The organism is Micromonospora sp. R311 (genome assembly GCF_056780015.1).
Window position 1 is genome coordinate 185,974 of the sequence record NZ_JBSWCE010000001.1, and the last position, 21,421, is coordinate 207,394.

20 protein-coding genes are annotated in these 21,421 nt (G+C 74.1%); 7 read left to right on the forward strand and 13 right to left on the reverse strand.

Features of this window, described 5'->3' with window-relative positions; translation table 11 throughout:
- Nucleotides 1-33 precede the first annotated feature (33 nt).
- Entirely contained in the window at nucleotides 34-687 is a 654-nt protein-coding gene (locus AC1WTP_RS00870) for a spermine/spermidine synthase domain-containing protein (protein ID WP_481647314.1), read from the forward strand.
- A gap of 20 nt (nucleotides 688-707) precedes the next feature.
- Here AC1WTP_RS00870 and AC1WTP_RS00875 read toward each other — a convergent pair whose 3' ends face one another.
- Nucleotides 708-1,961: a YncE family protein gene (locus AC1WTP_RS00875; RefSeq protein ID WP_481647315.1), complete on the reverse strand. Its 1,254-nt coding sequence runs from the start codon at nucleotides 1,959-1,961 to the stop codon at nucleotides 708-710.
- Between the two features lie 79 nt (nucleotides 1,962-2,040).
- Here AC1WTP_RS00875 and AC1WTP_RS00880 point away from each other — a divergent pair, with 79 nt between their 5' ends.
- Entirely contained in the window at nucleotides 2,041-2,616 is a 576-nt protein-coding gene (locus AC1WTP_RS00880) for an RNA polymerase sigma factor (protein WP_481647316.1), read from the forward strand.
- On the forward strand, nucleotides 2,609-3,328 hold the full coding sequence (locus AC1WTP_RS00885; protein WP_481647317.1) for a hypothetical protein: 720 nt from the start codon (nucleotides 2,609-2,611) through the stop codon (nucleotides 3,326-3,328). Before AC1WTP_RS00880 ends, AC1WTP_RS00885 begins: the two co-directional genes overlap by 8 nt.
- Here AC1WTP_RS00885 and AC1WTP_RS00890 read toward each other — a convergent pair.
- Together AC1WTP_RS00890 and AC1WTP_RS00895 are read right to left on the reverse strand one after the other, a co-directional pair.
- On the reverse strand, nucleotides 3,325-4,221 hold the full coding sequence (locus AC1WTP_RS00890) for a class II fructose-bisphosphate aldolase (protein ID WP_481647318.1): 897 nt from the start codon (nucleotides 4,219-4,221) through the stop codon (nucleotides 3,325-3,327). The two genes, AC1WTP_RS00885 and AC1WTP_RS00890, sit on opposite strands and share 4 nt — an antisense overlap.
- 16 nt (nucleotides 4,222-4,237) lie before the next feature.
- Nucleotides 4,238-5,170 (reverse strand): 1-phosphofructokinase family hexose kinase, encoded by a 933-nt coding sequence (locus AC1WTP_RS00895; RefSeq protein WP_481647319.1) that lies wholly within the window; start codon nucleotides 5,168-5,170, stop codon nucleotides 4,238-4,240.
- Nucleotides 5,171-5,441: 271 nt separating this feature from the next.
- Here AC1WTP_RS00895 and AC1WTP_RS00900 point away from each other — a divergent pair, with 271 nt between their 5' ends.
- Complete coding sequence (locus AC1WTP_RS00900; RefSeq protein ID WP_481647320.1) at nucleotides 5,442-7,403, forward strand: YncE family protein; 1,962 nt, start codon at nucleotides 5,442-5,444, stop codon at nucleotides 7,401-7,403.
- 105 nt (nucleotides 7,404-7,508) lie between these two features.
- Here AC1WTP_RS00900 and AC1WTP_RS00905 read toward each other — a convergent pair whose 3' ends face one another.
- A complete protein-coding gene (locus tag AC1WTP_RS00905; protein ID WP_481647321.1) occupies nucleotides 7,509-8,708 on the reverse strand; it encodes a citrate synthase in 1,200 nt (399 codons plus the stop codon).
- A gap of 68 nt (nucleotides 8,709-8,776) precedes the next feature.
- On the opposite strand from AC1WTP_RS00905, the gene AC1WTP_RS00910 reads away from it, so the two are divergent.
- Nucleotides 8,777-9,910 (forward strand): citrate synthase, encoded by a 1,134-nt coding sequence (locus AC1WTP_RS00910; RefSeq protein ID WP_481647322.1) that lies wholly within the window; start codon nucleotides 8,777-8,779, stop codon nucleotides 9,908-9,910.
- A 123-nt stretch (nucleotides 9,911-10,033) separates the two neighbouring features.
- Here AC1WTP_RS00910 and AC1WTP_RS00915 read toward each other — a convergent pair whose 3' ends face one another.
- Genes AC1WTP_RS00915 through AC1WTP_RS00930 form a run of 4 tightly spaced genes read right to left on the reverse strand, consistent with a single transcriptional unit; the run spans nucleotide 10,034 to nucleotide 13,567 of the window.
- A complete protein-coding gene (locus AC1WTP_RS00915) occupies nucleotides 10,034-10,765 on the reverse strand; it encodes an amidohydrolase family protein (protein ID WP_481647323.1) in 732 nt (243 codons plus the stop codon).
- A complete protein-coding gene (locus tag AC1WTP_RS00920; RefSeq protein ID WP_481647324.1) occupies nucleotides 10,762-11,502 on the reverse strand; it encodes an amidohydrolase family protein in 741 nt (246 codons plus the stop codon). The genes AC1WTP_RS00915 and AC1WTP_RS00920 overlap by 4 nt, the downstream gene beginning before the upstream one ends.
- Nucleotides 11,499-12,395 (reverse strand): dihydrodipicolinate synthase family protein, encoded by an 897-nt coding sequence (locus tag AC1WTP_RS00925; RefSeq protein ID WP_481647325.1) that lies wholly within the window; start codon nucleotides 12,393-12,395, stop codon nucleotides 11,499-11,501. The genes AC1WTP_RS00920 and AC1WTP_RS00925 overlap by 4 nt, the downstream gene beginning before the upstream one ends.
- Nucleotides 12,392-13,567 (reverse strand): DegT/DnrJ/EryC1/StrS family aminotransferase, encoded by a 1,176-nt coding sequence (locus AC1WTP_RS00930; protein WP_481647326.1) that lies wholly within the window; start codon nucleotides 13,565-13,567, stop codon nucleotides 12,392-12,394. The genes AC1WTP_RS00925 and AC1WTP_RS00930 overlap by 4 nt, the downstream gene beginning before the upstream one ends.
- An 83-nt stretch (nucleotides 13,568-13,650) precedes the next feature.
- Here AC1WTP_RS00930 and AC1WTP_RS00935 point away from each other — a divergent pair, with 83 nt between their 5' ends.
- Complete coding sequence (locus tag AC1WTP_RS00935; protein ID WP_481647327.1) at nucleotides 13,651-14,871, forward strand: hypothetical protein; 1,221 nt, start codon at nucleotides 13,651-13,653, stop codon at nucleotides 14,869-14,871.
- Nucleotides 14,872-14,991: 120 nt separating this feature from the next.
- Here the strand turns inward: AC1WTP_RS00935 and AC1WTP_RS00940 are convergent, their stop codons facing one another.
- From AC1WTP_RS00940 to AC1WTP_RS00960, 5 genes are all read right to left on the reverse strand, one after another.
- Nucleotides 14,992-16,047 (reverse strand): dihydrodipicolinate synthase family protein, encoded by a 1,056-nt coding sequence (locus AC1WTP_RS00940; protein WP_481647328.1) that lies wholly within the window; start codon nucleotides 16,045-16,047, stop codon nucleotides 14,992-14,994.
- 8 nt (nucleotides 16,048-16,055) lie between these two features.
- A complete protein-coding gene (locus tag AC1WTP_RS00945; RefSeq protein ID WP_481647329.1) occupies nucleotides 16,056-17,072 on the reverse strand; it encodes an NAD-dependent epimerase/dehydratase family protein in 1,017 nt (338 codons plus the stop codon).
- Nucleotides 17,073-17,315: 243 nt separating this feature from the next.
- Entirely contained in the window at nucleotides 17,316-18,197 is an 882-nt protein-coding gene (locus tag AC1WTP_RS00950; protein WP_481647330.1) for a Gfo/Idh/MocA family protein, read from the reverse strand.
- A 55-nt stretch (nucleotides 18,198-18,252) separates the two neighbouring features.
- Nucleotides 18,253-19,257 carry a hydroxyacid dehydrogenase gene (locus AC1WTP_RS00955; protein ID WP_481647331.1) on the reverse strand — a complete coding sequence of 335 codons (1,005 nt, stop codon included), beginning with the start codon at nucleotides 19,255-19,257 and terminating at the stop codon, nucleotides 18,253-18,255.
- The gene (locus AC1WTP_RS00960) at nucleotides 19,254-20,144 is read right to left on the reverse strand and encodes a carbohydrate ABC transporter permease (RefSeq protein ID WP_481647332.1); all 891 of its coding nucleotides are present in this window, start codon (nucleotides 20,142-20,144) and stop codon (nucleotides 19,254-19,256) included. The genes AC1WTP_RS00955 and AC1WTP_RS00960 overlap by 4 nt, the downstream gene beginning before the upstream one ends.
- Before the next feature lie 95 nt (nucleotides 20,145-20,239).
- On the opposite strand from AC1WTP_RS00960, the gene AC1WTP_RS00965 reads away from it, so the two are divergent.
- Entirely contained in the window at nucleotides 20,240-21,373 is a 1,134-nt protein-coding gene (locus AC1WTP_RS00965; protein WP_481647333.1) for an RNA-guided endonuclease InsQ/TnpB family protein, read from the forward strand.
- Nucleotides 21,374-21,421: the final 48 nt, after the last annotated feature.

Genomic DNA, 21,421 nt, shown 5'->3' on the forward strand with positions numbered 1-21,421 from the left:
GACCTGGCCGGCAACGGTGACTAGGTTGGTGCGGTGGACTCCCAGGCCGTCACCGTCGAACGACGGGTCACCGAACGCGGCGAGCTCGTGCTGCGGGTCGACGCGGGGCACTACGAGGTGATCAGCAACGGCGTCTTCCTGATGGACACCCGGGCCGGGCGCTCCGAACGGCTGCTGGTCCAGGCGGCGCTGAGCGTCGTGCCCGGGAACGCGCGGATGCTGATCGGCGGGCTCGGGGTGGGCTTCTCGCTGGCCGAGGCGGCCCGCTCGGAGCGGCTCGCGGAGATCACCGTCGTGGAGATCGAGCCGGCGCTGGTGGCGTGGCACCGGACGCACCTGTCCCGCTTCAGCGCACAGGCGCTGGACGACCCCCGGGTGAGCGTGGTGACCGCCGACATCGTGTCCTTCCTGCGCGCGACCGACCAGCGCTTCGACGCGATCTGCCTGGACGTCGACAACGGTCCGGACTGGACGGTGTTCGACGGCAACGCCGCCCTCTACGGTGCGGACGGAACCGCCCTGCTGCGGTCCCGGCTGCTCCCCGGCGGGGTGCTGGCGGTCTGGAGCGCCGCGCCCGCCGCGGCGTACGCCGAGCGGCTGGCGGAACACGTCGGGCCGGTGCACACCCACCGCGTCGAGGTGCCGCGGGGCGACCCGGACGTCGTCTACCTCGCCCACGCCCGCTGAGCCGCCGCTCAGGGCGGGGGTCAGGCGCCGCCGGCCCGGCCGCGCAGCGCCACCAGCCCCGGCACGGCGACCCGACCCCGCTGCGCGCCGGTGGCGGGATCGTGCCAGCTCACCGCGTGGCGTTGGCCGACGTGCAGGCGGGTGCCGTCGGGGCTCAGCACGAGACCGGTGACGGGTTCGCGGACCGGCCAGGCGGTGCCGGGGCCGAGGCGCGCGAGATCCACCGTACGCACCGTCGTGCCGGCGCCGACGAAGAGCCGGTCGCCGTCGGCGGCGGCGTGCGCGGTGCCGGTGCCCGTGGCCAGCGTGGCGGTCCGGCGGACCGTCAGGTCCTCGGTGGAGATCTCCGCGACGCCACCCGACGCGACGTCGGTGACGAGGAGCCGGCGCCCGTCGGGCGTGATGGCCATCGCGTGGCCGCCGGCGGGCGCCTCCCCGAACGGGTGTGGCAGATCGACGCAGTACGCCCACCGCTCGACGAGGTTCAGCGTGTGCACGAACGCGTGCGCGTTGCCGGGCCGCCCGCTGACCAGGTCGCGGCTGTGCCGGTGGCCGGGCTGGTGGGTGTAGAGCGTGTAGAGCGTGCGGCGGTCCGGGGCGAGGACCGCCTGGCGTCCGTCGCCGCGCATCTCCTCCTCGGCGCCGGGCGGGACCGGCGCCTTGGCGCGGGTGGAGAGCGGGCCGGGCGCACCGGTGGCCAGGTCGACGACGCGGACCCGGTAGCGGTCCGGTGCCGCCGCCGGCAGCCACTCGAGGACGAACAGTCCGGTGTGATCGCCGGTGAACGCCTCGGGTACGAAGTTGCCGCGCAGCTCCAGCCGGTGCCGCACGCCGGTGACGTCGGCGATCAGCACCGGCGTCACCTCCCGCCCGGCCGGGCGACCCGCGGTGACGTCCACCTTCTCGGCGGTGAAGGCCACCGCCGTGCCGTGGGCGGAGACGGCCTGCGGTACCCAGCGGCCCGGCAGCGTCACCCGGGGGGAGGCCCGGCCGGTGCCGGTGTCGATCCGCCAGAAGGCGGTGTCGGCACCCTGCGCGGCGGACGCGTAGATCACCAGCCCGTCCGTGGTGGCGACGGCGTGCGGGATCGTCTGCCGCTCGCCGCCGCGCAGCACGCCGAGGCCACCGTCGAGCTCGACGAGCAGCGCGTCGGGGAGGGTGACGGCGGGCGCCGAGGTCGAACCGCCAACCGGGTCGCAGCCGACCAGCGCGGCGGCGCCGGTGCCGGCGAGCGCGGTCAGGAGGGTACGCCGAGAGATCGTCGTGTTGGGCATCATGTCCCGGTGACACCGCCACCTCCGCCGGGGTTCCGCCCGGGCGGATGGAACCGGCGCGGCGTCGGCGGTGTCATGAGTGCAGTCCCCACCGGAGGTTCCCCTGGACGATGAAGAGTCCGTCACCCGCGCCCGGGCCGGTGACCTGGAGGCGTACGAACTCCTGGTCGCCCGGCACACCGCGTCCGCCTACCGGACGGCGGTGCTGCTCGGCGCGGGCTCGGATGCCGAGGACGTCATCCAGGAGGCGTTCGTGAAGGGATACCGCAAGCTGTCCCGCTACCGGGGCGAGTCGTCCTTCCGCTCGTGGCTGCTGGCCATCGTCGCCAACGAGACCCGCAACCTGCACCGCTCGCGGGGCCGGCGGGACGGACTCGTGCTGCGGGCCGCGGCGAACCGGGAGTCGGAGGTCGCCGAGGACGTCGCAGTGGGCAGCGTCCTCGCCGCGGAGCGCCGCGCCGCGCTGCTGCGGGCGCTGCGCCGGCTGCCGGTGAAGGACCGGGAGGTGATCGTCTGCCGATTCTTCCTCGACCTGAGCGAGGAGGAGACCGTGACGACGTTGGGGTGGCCCCGGGGCACGGTGAAGTCGCGGACGTCCCGGGCGCTGGCGAAGCTCCGCGTCCTGCTCGACGGTGAGGTGGTTCGCGGTGGATGACCTCGAAAGGGAGCTGCGCGACCTGTCCGCCTGGCTGGCGACGCCCGAGCCGCCCGACGTCACCGCGCGGGTACGGGCGCGGCTCGGCACACCCGCGCCCGGCCGCCGCCGGTGGCGCTACTACCTGGCCGCGGGGCTCGTCGCCCTGCTCGTCGCGTTGCTGCCACCCGGGCGGGCCGCCCTCGCCGACGCCGTGTCGGGGCTGCTGCGCTTCGCCGGGATCACCGTCGAGACGTCGCAGGAACCGGCACTGCCCACCGGCACTCCGTCGCCGATGCCGGCGCAGCGGCCCGCCGCCCTGCACGAGGCCCAGCGGCAGGTGCGCTTCCCGATCCGGCTACCGGCGGCGCTCGGCCCGCCCGAGCAGGTGCTGCTCGCCGACCCCGACGGCACGGGCAGCTACCGGGTGGCCACCCTGCTCTACCGCGACGGCGCGCTGCGCGTCGACGCCTTCGACGGCCGGCTCGACCCGGTCTTCCTGAAGCAGGCGGGCGGGCCGGGTGCGGAGTGGGTCGAGGTCGGCGGTGACTTCGCCGTCTGGGTCGGCGGCCCACACGCCGTGTCCTACGTGGACCGCACCGGCCAGGTCCGGGTGGAGACCGCGCGGCTCGCCGCGTCGACTCTGATCTGGCAGGAGGCCGGGGTGACCTACCGACTCGAAGGCGAGCTCAGCAAGGTGGAGGCGATCCGGATCGCCGGCACGCTCGACTAGGCGGGCCCCTCCCCCGCATCCGCCGGAGCGGCGGCAGGGGCGGGGCCGGCGAGCAGCCGGAGGAAGCGCGCGACGGTCTCGGTCATCGCGGCCCGGCCGAGGGAGAGGTATCCGCGGGGGTCGGTGACGGCGCGGTCGTCGGCGAGGCGGGCCCGGACCGCCGAGGTGAAGGCGACGTTCAGCGCGGTGCCGATGTTGATCTTGACGATTCCACCGGCCACCGCCCGGACGAGTTCCTCGTCGGGCAGTCCCGACGAGCCGTGCAGCACCAGCGGCACGCCGACGGCGTCGCGCAGCTTGCCGATCAGCGCGTGGTCGAGGGTCGCCGTCCGGGTGGTCATGGCGTGCCGGCTGCCGACCGCCACGGCCAGCGCGTCCACCCGCGTCGCCGCCACGTACGCCGCCGCCTGGTCCGGATCGGTGCGGGCGCCCGGCGCGTGGGCGTCCAACGGCGCCTCGCCGTCCTTGCCGCCGATCCGGCCCAGCTCCGCCTCCAGCCACAGTCCCCGCTCGCGGGCCCAATCGGCCGCCCGCCGGGTCGCCGCCACGTTGGCCGCGTAGGGCAGCCCCGCCGCGTCGTACATCACCGAACTGAATCCGGCGTCGGCCGCCTGGCGCAGCAGCCCCTCGTCCCGTACGTGGTCCAGGTGCAGCGCGACCTCGACGGGGGCGGCCCGGGCCACCTCCGCCGCCGCCCGGGCCAGCGGGAGCACCTGCCCGCCGTGGTACTTCACGGCGTTCTCGCTGATCTGGAGGATGGCCGGGGCGCCGGCGCGCTCCGCCCCGCCCACGATCGCCTCGGCGTGTTCGAGCGTGACGACGTTGAAGGCGACGGCCGCGTGGCCGCTCCGCGCGGCCCGCGCGACGAGGTCGGCGGTGGAGGACAGGGGCATGGCGGGACTCCGGTCGTCAGGTGGTGTCGGCAATCGGCGTGTGTGACTCGACCGGTCGGGGGGCGAGCCGGTGGTAGGTGTCGGCGTCGAACTGCCCGGCGCGGGGCGCCCGTACCGTGGCCGCGGACAGGGCCAGGGCGTCCGCCAGCCGGTGCGGCCACGGCGTCCCGGTGTGGATGCCGGCCGCGATCGCGGCGACGACCGAGTCGCCGGCTCCGGTCGGGTTGCCGGCCAGTGGCGCCGGCAGTCCGGCACGGAAGGTGCCCTCGGGAGTGACGGCGAGCAGCCCGTCCGGTCCGAGGGAGGCCACCACGGCCCGCGCCCCGGCCGCACGGAGCGCGTCGGCGGCGGCGAGCGGGTCGGTCAGGCCGGTGGCGTCCGCGAGTTCGGTGGCGTTCGGTTTGACCACGTCCGGGCCCGCGGCGACCCCGGCCAGCAGCGGCGGTCCGGCCGCGTCCAGGATCACCGGCACGCCGGCCCGCGCGGCCGCGCCCGTCAGTTCGGCGTACGCCGTCTCGGGCAGGCCCGGCGGCAGGCTGCCGGAGAGGACGAGCACCGACGCGTCGGCGAGCAGTCGCCGCACCTGCCCGCGGAGCGTGTGCCACTCGTCGCCCGCCACGGCGGGGCCGGCCTCGTTGAAGACCGTGGCGTCGCCGCTGGCGACGTCGACCACGGTGAACGTCCGTCGGCTCTCCCCGGCGATGGAGACCAGCCGGTGGGCGATGCCGTGCCGGTCGAGGTCGGCGGCGACGGCGGCGCCGGCGAGGCCCCCGCGAAACGCCACGGCGACGGTGGGAAGCCCCAGCGTGCGCAGGACGCGGGCGACGTTGATCCCCTTGCCGCCGGCCTGGACACCCACGTCGGTGACCCGGTGGCTGCGGTGCGGCACCAACGACGCCACGGTGTGCGTGATGTCGAGCGCGGGGTTCAGGGTGACCGTGACGATCATGTCGCGCCCGGGTCCACCGGGTCAGGGTGTCGCATGACCCCTCCCAACCGCTTTCGTATCGGGCTGGACCGTAAGACGGCAACGTGGGTCCTGGCAAGTGCCGGCCGATCCCGATGGGCCGGCCGTACGTCGGATTGTCGGGGGCTGTCCGGCCGAGCGGAGGTGGCGCGCCGGGCGGAGCAGGCGGCCCACGGACGGGCCGAACCTTGACGGCCCGCATCCGCCATGATTAAGGTCCGGCCCGTAATGACGCGGACGAACGGAGACAACGATGCCCCTCAGCCGTCGATCACTCCTCGCGGGTAGCTGCGTCACCGGCGCGGCCCTTGCGGTGGGCCAGGGTCCGCTGGTGGCGCCGGCGTTCGCGCAGGACCACGAGCCGCTCACCCCGACCAGTTTCGGTCCGGCGTCGTTGACCGCCGCCGTCCGCGGCGCCGCCGTCATCGGCGACAGCGTCTTCATCACCTCCCGGTTCAACACCCCCGAGGGGAAGATGCGGCTGGGCGAGTTCGACGTCCACACCGGCGAGATGCGCGGCATCGACGACCTCGCCATCGCGAGCAACGGAGGGCAGAAGCTCGCCGCCGACGGCCGGTACGTCTACCTCGGCCCGGCCGGCAGCGCCCACGTCTACCGGTTCGACCCGCAGACCAGGGAGCTGGTGGCCTGGGCGCGGGCCGGGGGCAGCACCACCTGGTACTACGACATGGTCGTGCACGGCGAGCACCTCTACCTCGGCACGTATCCCGACTGCACGGTGAAGCGGGTCCGGCTGGCCGACGCGACGGTCGAGACGTACGGTCGCATCTCCAGCTCCCAGTACGCGGCGGCGGTCGCGGTCGACGACGAGTACGTCTACGGCGGCTCGGCCGCGCCCGGCACCCTGCTGGTCTGGCCGAAGGCCGGCGGCACCCCGACCAACCTGACCGCGCACCTGAGCGCCTCCCCGGTCGGCATCCTCGACCTGACGGTCGCCGACGGGGTCATCTACGTCGCCAGCGGCCGGCAGCTGATCTCGTTCCGGCGCGACGGCTCCGACCGGGTCTCCCGGGACATCCCGGCCGAGGACCGCTACATCGACCAGGTCACCGTCGGCAGCGACGGCAAGGTGTACGCGCTGACCCGGCTCACCACCAACCTGTACGAGGTGACCGCGGACGGCCTGGTCAGGGTCGGCAAGCCGCTCGCCGACGTGGAGAACCAGCTCCTCGCCCCGCTGCCGGGCGGTGCCCTGCTCGGCGTGAGCGGCCTCGGGCACGTCTGGCGGGCGACGCCGAACGGCCCGGCCAGCGTGTGGCAGACCGCCACCCGGGGCTTCGGCTACCCGGAGACCATCCAGTCGATGCTGCGGCACACCCGCAACACGATCTGGGTGGGCGGGCACTACGCGATGACGGTGCACCGCCCGGAGGCCGGCACCAGCCACCGGTTCGACGTCAACGGCGAGGTCAAGGCGATGGCCGAGGGGAAGGCCGGCACGGTGTACGCGGGCCTCTACCCGAGCACCCAGATCGTGGCGATCGACCCGGACAGCTTCGCCGTCAGCGTGCTGGGGCTGCTCGGCAACGAGCAGCTGCGCACCAAGCGGATCCACGTCGACCGGCCCCGCAACCAGCTGATCGTGGCGTCCAGCCCGCAGACCACCAAGCACACCGGCGCGCTGACCTTCATCGACCTGGCCGGCAACACCGTCGACGCGCACCGGGAGTTCCTGCCCGAGCAGAGCGTGATGGACGTGGTGGTGCAGGGCAGCACGGCGTACATCGCGGGCGACACCTACGGCGAGGGCACCACCGGCCCGATCCGCCGGACCGCGCAGGTGGCCGCCGTCGACATCGTCACCCGCAAGCTGCTCTGGCGCGAGGAGATCAAGCCGGACTGGCAGTCGTACGAGAGCTTGCACGTGGTCGGCAACCTGCTCTACGCGATGGGCCGGCGCCCGCGCGGGGCCTGGTTCGCCTACGACCTGACCACCCGCACCATCGTGATGGAGGGCGACCTCGGCGGCTACGGCCAGTTCAACGGGGTCGACGGCCGGGTGTTCTCCTGGGTGCACTGGACCAACGACATCTGCGAGCTGCCGACCGCCCCCGGCGGCGAGGTGACCACGCTGTACGACAACGTGCCGCGCGGCTGGTACAACAACCCGGCGTTCAACTTCACCCCGGACGGCAGGGCCACCTGGGGGATGCTCGGCATGGACCTGGCCCGCTTCCCGCTGCCGAAGGAGTAGTCCGGCCGGACTCGTCGTCCGGTTGGTACCCCAACCGGACGACGAGGGCCGTCGCGTCCATCCCCGAACCCCGCGCCGGGTGCCGCGGCGGCCCGCCCCGCCGCTTCAGGCCGGCGCGGGGGTCGGTCCCGTGTAGCCGCTGCTCCACCGGAACCGGTTGCTCGGCTGGGCGTACTCCTCGATGACGTGCGCGATCCAGCCCGCCGTCCGGGCGACCGCGAAGATCACCTCGGCCGCGCCCGGGCCCATCCCGGTCGCGTGCGCCAGCGCGGCCACGGCGAAGTCGACGTTGGGCAGGGCGCCCCGCCGCGCCGCCGTGGCGATCAGGCCGTCGACGGCTCGCCGCAGGTCGGCCTCGACCGGCAGCTCCGCGACGAGATCGAGCAGGGCCGCCCCGCGCGGGTCGCCCTCCGGATACCGCGGGTGCCCGAAGCCGGGCAGCCCGCCGGTCCGCAGCCACTCGGCGATCGCGGCCGACGCCCCGTCCCGTCGGGCGGCCTCGATGAACCGGTGGACACTGCTGCCGATCGCGCCGTGCATCGGCCCGTCCAGCGCGCCCAGACCCGCGAGCACCGCCGCATAGGGGTTCGCCCGGGTCGACGCCGCGACCCGGACCGCGATGGTCGAGGCGGCCAGGTCGTGGTCGGCGAGCAGGACGAGTGCGGCGTTGAGCGCGCGGGCGCCGGCCGCGGACGCCGGGGCCCCGGTCAGCCGGGACCACAGGCGGGTCGCCAGGCCGTCGTCCGGTGGCGCCCCGCCCACCGGGGGCAGGGCGTCGACCATGGTGGTCAGCAGCGCGGGCGCGAGCGCGGTGACGGTGGCCGGCGCCAGATCGAAGCGCAGCGGGTCCATCGCGGCGGCGACGGCGACGATCACCGGCAGCCGGTCGAAGATCCGGGCCTGAGCGGGCAGATGGTCGCTGGCCCGCCTCGCCCGCTCCAGGGTCTCCCCCGGCGCGGTGAAGGCGGCGAGCCGCCGCTCGCCCGTCCACAGCCAGTGCGCGACCTCCTCGAACGGGGTGACCGGCGCGAGGGTCGCGGCGTCCAGCCCCCGGTAGTGCAGCCGCCCGTACGCGATCAGGGTGGTGTCGGTGCGCATCGCCGGGGCGGCGTCGCGTTCCGGCCGGGTCGCCTGCGTACGGGCGGCCAGCCGCTCCACGTCGGCCAGCCGGAACCGGCTGATCCGCTCGCCGGGAACCTTGACCCGGTCAAGCAACCCTCGGCTGACGTACGCGTAGACGGTCTCCGGCTTGATGCGCAGGCGGTTCGCCACCTCGGCGGTGGTCAGCAGGTGCTCCCCGGGCATGTGGCCATGCTCTCACATTGACTGGATCAATGTTGACTGGCCCGGTTCGCCGGCGCGAGGCTGCCGGCATGGCTGACACCATCACCGTTCCGCGCGGGCTCGCCGGCGTCGTGGTCACCGACACCACCATCGGCCACGTCCGCGGCCACGAGGGCTTCTACCACTACCGCCAGTTCTCGGCCATTGACCTGGCCGAACACCGGACGCTGGAGGACGTGTGGGCGCTACTCATCGAAGGTTCCCTCCCCGCCGAGCCCAAAGCGCTGCACGAGGAGATCGCACCGCTGCGCCACATCCCGCCCGCGGTCGCCGCCGCCCTGCCCGGCATCGCCGCCGCCGCGACGGCGCAGGACCCGATGGGCGGGCTGCGCGCCGCGCTTGCCGTCGCCGGCCTCACCCGCGGAGCCCGCCCGCTCTACGACACCTCGTCCGCCGAACGGCGATCCCAGGCGATGGCGCTCTGCGCCCTCACCCCCAGCCTGCTGGCGGCCCTGTTCCGGCTGCGCGCGGGACTGGAACCGATCGAGTCGCGCGACGACCTGTCACACGCGGCGAACTACCTGTACATGATCACCGGCGAGGAGCCGTCCGAACCGCACGCCCGGGCCGTCGAGCGCTACCTGGTCGCGACCGTTGACCACGGCTTCAACGCGTCGACGTTCACCGCCCGCGTCATCGCCTCCACCGGCGCCGACATCTACGCCTGCGTCGGTGGCGCCCTGGGGGCGCTCTCCGGCCCGCTGCACGGCGGAGCCCCCAGCCGGGCCCTCGACACCCTCGACGCCATCGGCTCCATCGACCGGGCCGACGCGTGGTTGCGCTCCCGGATCCTGACCGGCGAGCGGATCATGGGGTTCGGACACCCGATCTACCGGACGGAGGACCCGCGGTCCCGCATGCTCAAGGGGATCGCCCAGAGCCTCGGCGGTGAGCTGGTGGACCTCGCGGTGGCCGTGGAGGAGCGGGTCCTGTCGTTGCTGGCGGAGCTGAAGCCGGGCCGCGAGCTGCACACCAACGTCGAGTACTACGCCGGTGTGGTCATGCACCTGTGCGGGCTGCCCCGGGAGATGTTCACACCGACCTTCGCCACCAGCCGGGTCATCGGGTGGTGCGCGAACGTGCTGGAACAGGCCGAGGACTCGAAGATCATCCGACCGGACTCGCGGTACGTGGGCCCTCCCCCGCCGCAACCGCTGCCGTGAGCGGACCGTAGGGCGGGCACCGGCGGCACGTACCGCCTCGCGGGCCGTCCGCCGAACGGGAGGCGGCCCGCCAGCGCGCGGCCCCGGCGGCCTGTCGGGTGCCGCCGCCGGGCCGGCGCGGCGTCAGGAGACGTCGAGGCGGAACAGCTCGGCGGCGTTGCGCCAGGCGACCCGCTCGGCCAGCTTCGCGTCGAGGTCGGCGGCGAGCACCGCCCCGTACGCGGCGGCCGGGTCGATCAGCGTGGCGTCGGTGCCGAAGAGCAGCCGCTCGGGGTTGACCGCCGCCGCCACCGCGGCGAAGCGTCCCGCCTCGGTGTGCGAGAAGCAGGGCTCCAGCCAGAGCCGATCCACCCCGTTGGCCGCCTCGATGGCGTGCCGCCAGCCGTTCGCGCCCATGTGCCCGGCGATGGCGCGCGCCCCGGGGATGTCCGCGACCGCCTGGGCCAGGTCGAGCGGCGTCGCGTCCCAGGTGTGCACGAGGGCGGGCAGGTCGTGCGCGGCGGCCAGTTCCAGCGCCGCCCGGGTCTGCGGGGAGTTCGCCGGCGAGCCGGTGTAGTCAGTGTGGATCTTCACGCCGACGAACCGGCCGGTCGGCAGCAGGTCCCGCAGGTCCCGTTCGGCGTCGTCGAGCCGGCGCGGGTTGACCGTCAGGTAACCGAGCAGCCGGTCGCTGCTCTCCAGCACCCGGGCCATCGCCCGGTTGCCGGCGGCCACGTCGTAGATCACCGCCTCGGTGGCGGAGACGACGGCCAGGTCGATGCCGTACCGGTCCATCACCGCGAGGTTGGTGGCGACCGCGCCGACCTCCATGCTGAAGAACCACGGTCCCCAGTGGGCGTGCACGTCGATGATCATCGGGCCAGTCCCAGGATCCGGTGGGCGTTCCCGCCCGTCACCGCCGCCACCGCGGACGGGCCGAGCCCGGCCCGGGCCAGTCGCAACCGTGGCACGACGGGCTCGTAGAACGGGGTGCGGGAGCCGTACAGCAGGCGCTCCACGCCGACGTGGGCGGCGACGGTCTCCAGCGCGTCCGGCGAGTTGAGCAGCCGGGTGGAGGTGTGGAAGCCCGGCTCGTCGCGGGCCGCCACCACGAAGTCGCCCAGGTGGTAGAAGTGCGTGTCGAGGAAGACCACGGTCGTGCCGCGCAGCGGCCGCCAGAACCGGCGGACGTCCCCGCCGGTCAGGATGACCAGGCCGGCCTCGGCCGCCCGCCGGGCGACGTGCCGCACCGCCGGGAAGTCCGGCTCGACGTGCTGCTCGTCGGGGAAGAGCCGGACGGCCCGGAAGCCGCGCTCGGCGAGCCGGACGACCTCCCGCTCGGCACCGAGCGGGTCGCGCAGGTCCAGCCCGCCCACCGGCAGCACGCCGGGGCCGGCGAGGGCGGACGCCTCGTCGTTGCCGCTGCGGGCGTCGAACAGGGCCGCCCGCAGGCTGGCCACGGCCGCCCGTTCGACGCCGTTGGCGGCCAGCGTCGCGGTGACCGCCGCCGGCTCGCCGGTGGGCCCCGGCCGGTCGGCGTACCGACCGACGAGCACGTCGATGTCGAGGGTGACCGGCGGCAGGTCGCCGGCGGCGAACGGGTTGCCGGTCACCGGCGCCCCGCCACTCGCAGCACCCGGTCCCGGTCGCCGTCGGGCAGCGCCGGGGCGTGCGGGTCACCCGCGTGGTCCACCGGGATCCGCCCCTCCTCGGCGGCGATCCAGAGCATGCGTTGCACGTAGCCTTCCATCGGTTCGGTGAACGTCACCTCGGCGAGCCGGTCGAGCTCGGCGGAGGCGGTGAGGAACTCGTCGTAGCGCTTGTCGGCGTACGCCCGCAGCACCCGGGCGGTGACCGGGACCGCGGCGGCGGCCAGACCGACCAGGGCCGCCTCGGCCCCCCACATCAGCGACGGCCCGAACATCCGGTCCTCGCCGGTGACCGCCAGCCGGTCCGCCCGGTGGGCCGCGGCCAGGGCCGCCTGGCAGGCGAGGGCGTCGTGCAGCCGGGCCACCTTGACTCCGGCGACGCCGGGGTGGTCCAGCAGGGCCGCCAGCCGCGGCGCCGGGTAGGGCCGGCTGTAGAGGTCGAAGGCGAGCATCGGCAGCCCGGCGGCGCGCCAGACGGCGTCGTGGTGGTCGACGGCGTCACCGTCGACGGGGAAGACCAGCAGGCCGGACGCGCCGAGGGCGGCCGCCCGGGCGGCCTGCGCGGCCACCTCGTCGGTGCGCTCCCCCGGCCGGCCGCCCACCCCGACGATCACCGGCACCCCGCTGTCGACGGCGCAGCGGACGACCAGGTCGCGGGTCGCCGCGTCGAGGTAGGGGCCGCGGCCGGTGTGGGCGCACACGGCGAGGGCGTCCGCGCCGTCGGACACCAGCCCGCGCAGGTACCGGTCGAGCACGCCCGCGTCGACGACGCCGCCCGCGTCCACCGGGGTGGCGGTGGCGGCGACCAGCCGCCAGCGCAGCCGGTCGCGCAGCGCGGCGGCGGCCGGCGCGATCACGGGGTCACCGCCGTGCGGACGGCCCGGGCGATCTCGTCGACGTGCGCGTCGGTGTACCGCTCGTTCCAGTCGACCACCAGCAGGGTCCGCGCGATGAGCCGCTCGGCGACGGGGAACGCGCCGGGGCCGTAGGTCGGCAGCCGGTCCGCCGGTGGCACGGTGAGGGGGAAGCGGGAGGTGCCGTAGACGGGCGCCTCGGTCAGCGCCGGGGCGCAGTGCAGGGGCTGGTCGAGGTAGCCGGCGCGGGCCGGTACCCCGGCGGCGGCGAGTTTCCCGGCCACCTCGTGGTTGGTCAGCGGCGGGTCCAGCACGATCGGGAACAGCCACCAGGCGTGCGCGTCCACGTCTGCCGGCAGGTGCACGCCGGGCAGGTCGGCCAGCGCGGCGACCAGGCGCCGGGCGGTGCGTCGCCGGTCGGCGAGCACCCCGGGCAGCTTCGCCAGTTGGGCCCGGGCCACGGCGCCGGCCAGCTCGGTCATCCGGTAGTTCAGGCCGAGGCCGACGTGCCGGCGGGCCTCGTCGCGCGGCCAGCCCTTGTCGGCGAAGAGCCGCATCCGGCGGGCCAGCGCCGGGTCGTCGGTGACGGCCAGGCCACCGTCGCCGCAGGTGATGTGCTTCCACTGCTGGAGGCTGAAGCAGCCGATCGCGCCGGCCGTGCCGGCCAGGGTGCCGTCCGGGTAGCGGGTGAGCCAGGCCTGCGCGCAGTCCTCGATCAGCGGCACGCCGGCGGAGTCGGCGACCGCGCGCAGGTCGGCGGCGGCGCCGAACAGGTGCACCGCGAGGATCGCCCGGGTGCGCGGCCCGATCGCGGCGGCGACCGCCGCGGGATCCAGGTTGCCGGTGTACGGATCGACGTCGGCGAACACCGGCACCGCGTTCTGCGCGAGAATGGGCGCGACCGTGCCGAAGTCGCTGATCGGAGAGGTGATGATCTCGTCGCCAGGGTCCGGCGCGACGGCCGCGACGGCCAGGTGCAGGGCCGCGGTTCCGGAACTGGCGGCCACGGCGTGCGACACTCCATGGCGGTCGGCCATCTCGCGCTCCAGGGCGCGGACCTCAGTGCCCCAGACCGAGCTGAGCATGCCCGACTGGAGCACCCGGCTGACCGCGGCCAACTCCTCCGCGCCGATCGTCCGGCCGCTGGCGTCGGCCATGCTGGGAAACGACGACACGCACCCTCCCGGGCTTTCAGTAATACCGGGCCTGACCGTAATCTTGTGCTGCGAACAATGCAACCCCCCGACAGGAGGCAGCGGTGACCATCGAGATCGGGGTCATCGGTCCGCACGACCTGGTCGATGACGTGGCCGCCACCTGCGAGGAGCAGCCCGGCGTCACCGCCCGGCGGCTGCACTACGACCACGAGTCGCAGGCTCCGGCGCTCGCCGAGGCGCACGCCGGTCAGGTGGAGGCGTGGCTGTTCACCGGCGTCGTGCCCTACACCCTGGCCCGGGAGGCGAACGCGCTCAACCGCCCGGCGGTCTTCGTCGACTACACCGGCGCGACCCTGCTCCAGGCCGCCGTGCGGCTGTTGCGCGCCGGGCACGACGTGACCCGGATGTCGATCGACACGGTCACCGGCGCCGACGTCGCCACCACCTTCGGTGAGGCGGGCCTGCCGGTGGACCGGGTCCGGTCGCTGCCGTACCGCAGCGGCCTCGACTCCGACGACGTGATCGCCTTCCACCGCCGGCAGCGCAAGGCCGGCGCGGACGTCGCCGTCACCTGCATCAGCTCGGTCTACGAGGTGCTGCGCCACGAGATGGCGGCGTTCCGCCTCGCCCCGTCGAACCACTCGGTCCGCACCGCGCTGCGCCAGCTCCTGCTGCACGTCGGCAGCCAGGCCCAGGAGGACGCCCAGATCGCGCTCGGGCTGGCCAGCCTGCCCGACGGCGACGACGGGCTGCTCAAGGAGGTGGCCGGGCTCGGCGGCACGCTCGCCCGGTTCGCCGCCGACACGTACCTGATCGTCACCACCCGCGGCCCGCTGCACGACGCGACCGGCGGGTTCACCGCACTGCCGATGCTGCGCCGCCTCGCCGACCGGCACGAGCGGGTGCAGATCGGCTTCGGGCTGGGACGCAGCGCCGCCGAGGCGGAGAACCTGGCCCGCCGCGCGCTGAGCCGCGCCCGCCGGGTCGGCCCCATCACGGCGGTGCTGTCGCTGCGCGGCGAGACCGACATCGTGCTCGAGTCGACCACGCCGGCCCCGGCGCCGTCGGAGGGGAACCTGGCGGTCATCGCCCAGCGGGTCGGCCTGTCGGTGCCCACCCTGCTGCGGCTGCGGGAGGTGCGCACGGCGGTCGGCGACGAGCCGCTCACCAGCCGGGAGGTGGCCGACCAGCTCCGGGTGCAGCAACGCACCGCCCGGCGGATGCTGCACCGCCTGGAACTGGCCGGCCTGGCCGAGCGGACCGGCAACCTCGCCTCCGGCACCAGCGGCCGCCCCCTCACCCTCTACCGCCTGACCCTCTAACCCCTCCGCACCCGTGCCCGAGCGGTTGATCATGAGGTTAGCGGCGGAGTCGATCTCCGGAACCGCCGCCAACCTCATGATCAACGCGAGTTGAGCAGGCCCGCGCCGGAGGAGGGGTGGTCAGGAGAGCCAGTCGTGCAGGTGTTCGGCGACGAAGTCGTCGTCGCGCAGGTGCGGGTAGGCGCGGTGCACCCGGTCGAGTTCGGCCAACTGCCCCGGGGAGAGCTCCTCGGCCGGGTCGAGGCACCAGCGGCCGGCCAGCAGACCCTGCCGGCGCAGCACCTCGTGGATGCCGGGGATACAGCCGTGGTAGCCGTTGGCGGCGTCGAAGATGGCCGCGTTCGCGTCGGTCAGGTGACCGTCCAGGGTGAGCAGCCGGCGCAACGCGGCGTCGTCGCCGGCGCGGGCCCGGCGGGCCTCGTCGAGCAGCGTCACCGCGGTGCCCGCCCAGACCGCCCACTGGCCGAGCAGCCCACCGACGAACTCGACCTCCACCGTCCGCCCGTCGAGGATGACCCGGTGCGGGGCCACCAGGTCGGCGAGGATGTGGTCGTCGTTGCCGGTGTAGAGGGCGAGGTCGCCGTTGCGACCGGCCGCGCAGACGCCGTGCAGCACGTCGAGGGTGCGGTAGCGGTCGAACGGCGCCACCTTGATGCCGACCACCGAGTCGAGGGCGGCCAGCCGGGCCCAGAAGGTTCGGGACAGCTCCCGGCCACCGACGGCCGGTTGCAGGTAGAAGCCGATCACCGGCAGCACCTCGCCGACCGCCCGGGCCCGCTCGACGAGGGCGTCCTCGTCCAGCGGCCCGTACGGCGACAGCAGCACCAGGTGGTAGCCGAGCGAGGCGGCGAGTTCCGCCTCGGCGACGGCCTGGGCGGTGTCCCCGCAGGCGCCGGCGACCAGGACGGCGTCGGAGCCCGCCGCGGTCTCGGCGGCCAGTTCCAGCACCGGGGCGAGCAGCCCCACCTTCGGATCGTGGATGGCGAACTGGGTGGTGTGCACGCCGACGGCGATGCCGCCCGCGCCGGAGGCGAGGTAGTAGCGGGTCAGCGCCCGCTGCCGGCGCTCGTCGAGTCTGCGGTCGGCGTCCAGGGCGAGCGGGTGGGCGGGGATGACGCACCCGCGCTGGAACCGGGCCAGGGCGGCGGCCTGTCGGGTGCTCGATGCGGTCAACACGGTCTCTCCTAGAACTTGCCGTCGCGGCGCTGGAATCCGGTCGGCTTGCCGAGCAGGGGCTGGCCATCGGCGACCCAGTCGGCCGTCAGCTCGATCAGCTCGGCGAGCGGCAGGTCGGGGTAGCCGAAGAGGCGGTGGCAGAGCTGGGCGTTGGACAGCAGCGCGGTCGGCGCCTCGGCGCCGGCGAAGAGCGGCTCCCGGCCCAGCCGCGCGGCGACCGCGGTGGCCACCTGCCGGACCGAGACCAGCTCCGGCCCGGTCAGGTTCAGCACGAACGGCGGGGTGCCGGTGTGGTGCAGGGCCCGCAGGACGACCTCGTTGGCGTAGCCCTGCCAGACGACGTTGGCGTGCCCCATGGTGAGGTCCACGGCCTCGCCGGCGTGCACCGCGCGGGCGATGTCGACCAGCACGCCGTAGCGCATCTCGACGGCGTAGTTGAGCCGGATCAGGGCCAGCGGGATGTGGTCGCGCAGCGCGAAGTGGGTGAGGACGCGCTCGCGGCCGAGGCAGGACATCGCGTACTCGCCGACCGGCTGGACCGGTGTCTGCTCGACGCAGCCGCCGGCGGTCACCGGCACCAGCGGGTAGACGTTGCCGGTGCTCAGCGCCACCAGCCGCGACCCGGCGAAACGCTGCGCGACCCGGCCGGGCAGGTAGGCGTTGGTGGCCCAGGTGGCGTGTTCCCGGCCCGAGGTGCCGAACTTGGCGCCGACCAGGAAGACCACGTTCGCCGCGTCGGGCAGCGCGGCCAGCGCCGCGTCGTCGGCGACGTCCGCCTCCACCACCACGGCGCCCTCGTCGCGCAGCGCGTCGGCGAGGCCGGCCTCGGAGAAGCGCGACACGGCGACGACCCGGGCACCGGTGCCGGCCGCGGCCACCCCGCGCAGCGCCAGCCGGACCAGGCTCGGCCCCAGCTTGCCGCCCGCGCCGAGGATCAGGATGTCCCCGTCGAGCTTGCGCAGGTCGTCCACCAGGACGTCCCGCGGGCGGGAGAGCCGGTCCTCCAGTTCCGCCACCGTACGCATGCCACCACACCCCTTCCGAAGTAACGGTCATGACCGTAACTTCCGGCTAGAGGGGCGTCAAGGTGCCCGGGCCGGTGGCTCGATTCGGCAGCGGTACGGCAGGCACGGCGGAACGCGCCGGCGACGCAGGTCGCGCCGCCGGCGCGCGCAGCCGGGTGGCCCGCACAACCTGTTCCACGGGTCACGCCGTGGCGCGCACGGCCCGGTTCGCGGGCCGGGCCGCCGGGCGCACCGCTACGCCGGTCAGGCCGTGGCGCGGGCCGCGGCGAGGGCGCCCAGCACGGCGCGGGTCTGCGCCCACGGCACCGGGCTCGGCGCGCCGCGGACCATGCCGAGGAAGGCGTCGATGGTGGCCCGGTAGCCGAGTTCGTCGGCGCCGCCGCGCAGCACCACCCGCTGCTCTCCGCCCGCGGTGTGGACGGTCACCTCGTAGGCCTCGCCCTGGCTGACCCCGAGCACCTCCACGGTGCCGGGCACCCCGTCGTCCCACTGCAGGGCGAGCAGCCCGGTGTCCTCCGAGCGCAGTCCACGGTGGTGGCGTACGGCGCCGGCGGCCCCGACCAGCCGTACCGCCGGCCCGAGCAGCGCGACCAGCAGCTCCACACCGTGCAGGCCCATCATCACCAGCGTGCCGCCGCCGACCGCCGGGTCGTCCTGCCACGGGTTGTAACCGGTGGCCCAGAGCCCGACGTCGTGCCGCACGGTGGCCCGGACCGACAGCACCTCCTCGCGCGGCACGTCGAACGCGACGAAGTCCGGCGCGAAGCGCAGCACCGAGGAGGTGAGCACCAGCTCCGGCGCCCGCGCCACGACGCGTTCCAACCGGTCGAGCTGACCGACGGTCGCGGCGGCCGGCTTGTTGACGAAGCAGGGCAGCTCGCGGGCCAGCACCTGGGCCAGCGCGTCCGGCACCTCCGGGGTGGGGACGGTGAGGACCACGCCGTCCGGGCCGGTCGCCAGCAGCGCGGCCAGGTCCGGCGCCACCGCCACCTCCGGCTGCTCGGCCCGGAACCGCGCCAGCCGCTGCGGGTCGGGCTCCCACACCACCAGCTCCGCGTGGTCGCGCAGCGCGCGGGCGTCGGTGTAGGGGTGACTGGTGGCGAGTCCGGCCAGAGCGATGCGCATGAGCGCAGAGGCTACTTCTCCCGCCGCCGGCCGCGCCAGCGCAGGTCAGCGGCGGTCAGCCGGTCCGGTCGAGCTGCTCCGGCCGCACCTCGTGGACAAGCGGTCGCCCGCGTAGGAACCGGTCGATCTCGGCCACCACGATCGCGCCGGCCCGCCGCCGCGACTCCACCGTCCCGGCCGCCTCGTGCGGTGTCAGCAGCACGTTCGGCAGCCGGCGGAACGGATGGTCGACCGGCAACGGCTCGGCGTCGAACACGTCCAGCGCGGCGTCGATCCGCCCGGTGCGCAGCGCGGCCAGCAGCGCGGCCTCGTCCACCAGCGCCGAGCGGGCGGTGTTGACCAGCAGCGCCCCGTCCGGCAGCCGGGCGAGCTCGCGCGCCCCGATCATCCCGACGGTCTCCGGCAGCACCGGCGCGTGCAGGGAGACCACCAGGCTGCGGGCGAGCAGGTCGTCGAGGCCGACCCGTTCCACGCCGAGCGTCGCGGCCTCCGCGTCGGACAGGTAGGGGTCGGCCACCAGCACCCGCGCCCCCAGCGCCCGCACCAGAGCGAGGTACGCCCGGCCGGTCCGGGACGCGCCGACCACGCCGACCGTCGCCCCGCGCAGCTCCCGTCGGGGCGGGGCGGCCTTCGCGACCGCCCAGTCGACCCCGCCGCGCAGCGTGTGGTCGAACCGGTGCAGCCGGTGCAGCAGGGCGAGGGTGAGCGCGAGCGCCTGCTCCCCCACCGCGTACGCCATCGCCTCGCCGGCCTGGGTGACGCGCACCCCGCGGGCGAAGCTCTCGGGGGTGACGAACGGTTTCACGCTGGCCCCGGTGTGCGCGAGCAGTCGCAGCCGGGGCGCGGCGGCGAGCACCGCGGCCGTCAACGGGGCCGTGCCCCAGCCGGTGACGACGACGTCGGCGTCGGCGAGCAGGTCCGCCAGCACCCGCGGGTCGCCGACGTCGGCGCCGTCGGCCGGCAGCCGCACCTCGCCCAGCCCGCGCAGCGCGGCGCGGGTGTCGGGGCCGAGGAACAGCTCGCGGACGTCCGGCGTCGCCGCCACCGCGATGACGCTCACCCCTTGATACCCGTGGTGGAGACGCCCTCCTGGAAGTACCGCTGGCCGATCAGGTAGGCCATGAAGATCGGCACGAAGGCCACCACCGACCCGGCGAGCAGCATGTTCAACGCCACGTTCTCCTGTTGCAGGGACGCGATGCCGGTGGTGAGCGTCCGCATGTCGAGGCTCTGCCCGACGATGAGCGGCCACAGGAAGTCGTTCCAGTGCCAGAGGAAGACGAAGACGCCCAGGGTGGCCAGGATCGGCTTGATCAACGGCAGCACGATCGAGACGTACACCCGCCACTCGGAGCAGCCGTCGAGGCGGGCCGCCTCGAACAGCGAGTCGGGCAGCGACGCGATGAACTGCCGCATGAGGAACACCGCCTGGGCGTTGGCCAGCGTCGGCACGATCATGCCCCAGTAGGTGTCCACGCCGTTCAGCTCGGAGATGATGATGAACGTCGGGATCATCGTGACGTGGTACGGCACCATCAGCATCGCCAGGAACGACCAGAACATCGTCTCCTTGCCGGGGAACCGCTTCTTGGCGAAGGCGTAGCCGGCCATCGAGGCGAACAGCAGCACGCCGACCACCGACACCACCGAGTAGACGACGGTGTTCCACATCCAGCGCAACACGCTCTTCGCGCCGATCACCTGGTCGTACGCCTCGGTCGAGAACGGCCAGGGCAGCAGGCTGTCCGGGAAGGTGACCGGCCCGGTCGGTTTGAACGACAGCACGACCATCGCGTAGAAGGGGAAGAGGGTGAGCAGGGCGCCGGCCAGCAGCAATGCGGTGCGTCCGACCACCCAGCCCCGCCCGGCCCGGCCGGCACGGTAGGCGCGCCGGTGCGTTGCGGCGGCCGGAGCGGCGGTGGCCGGGGGCGTGATGGTGTCGGTCATCGGAGTTGCGGCGTGGAAACCCGACCGTTCACGGCCGGAAGGACACGCCGCTCCCTCCCTTCGATGATTGTCTCACATGGACGATAAGGTGAGGCGTGGGTGGCGTGAAGCGGGCGTACAAGTACCGCTTCTACCCGTCCTCGGAGCAGGTTGAGCAGTTGAACCGCACGTTCGGGTGCGTTCGCCTGGTCTACAACCTGGCGCTGGAGGCGCGTACCCGGGCGTGGGCGGTCGATCAGCAGCACATCACGTATGCGCAGTCTTCGGCGTGGCTGACAGAGTGGAAGCGCATGCGGGAGTTTGCTTTTCTCAACGAGGTGTCGTCGGTTCCCCTTCAGCAAGCGCTGCGGCATCTGCAGCGCGCGTTCGGGGCGTTCTGGGACAAGCGGGCCCGGTACCCGCGGTTCAAGTCCAAGCGCAAATCTCGGGCGTCGGCGGAGTTCACCCGCTCGGCGTTCCGCTGGCGGGAGAGGCAGCTCACTCTGGCCAAGATGAACACCCCGCTGGACATAGTGTGGTCTCGGCCCCTGCCCGAGAGGGCGAAACCGTCCACGGTCACTGTGTCCCGGGACTCGGCCGGCCGCTGGTTCCTGGCCATCCTGGTCGAGGACCAGACGGTGAAGCCCTTGCCGCCCGTCGTGGCCGAGGTCGGCGTGGACGCGGGCATCACCAGCCTGCTCACCCTGACCCGCCAGATCCTTGGGGTGAGCGACGAGCAGGGCAAAGTGGCCAACCCACGTTTCGGGCAGGCCGACCGGCGCAAGCTCGCCAAGGCCCAGCGGGACCTCGCCCGCAAGGAGAAGGGCTCCGTGAACCGGGCGAAGGCCCGGCTCAAGGTAGCCCGCATCCACGCCCGTATCGCCGACCGGCGTCGGGACCACCTGCACAAGCTGACCACTCGACTCGTCCGCGAGAATCAAACGGTCGTAATCGAAAATCTCAGCGTGCGCAACATGCTCCGCAACCACCGCCTGGCCCGCGTCATCTCCGACGCAGCTTGGTCCCAGTTCCGCAGCATGCTGGAGTACAAGGCCGTTTGGTACGGGCGTGAGGTGATCTGCGTCGACAGGTGGTACCCGTCGTCCAAGACCTGCTCGGCGTGCGGACAGGTCAACACCATGCTCACACTCAACGTCCGCACCTGGACGTGCCCCCGTTGCGGGGTTGCGCACGACCGCGACATCAACGCCGCCAAGAACATCCTCGCCGCCGGGCTGGCGGAGAGGTAAAACGCCTGCGGAGCTGACGTAAGACCTCAAGGGGAAGCCTCCCAGCGG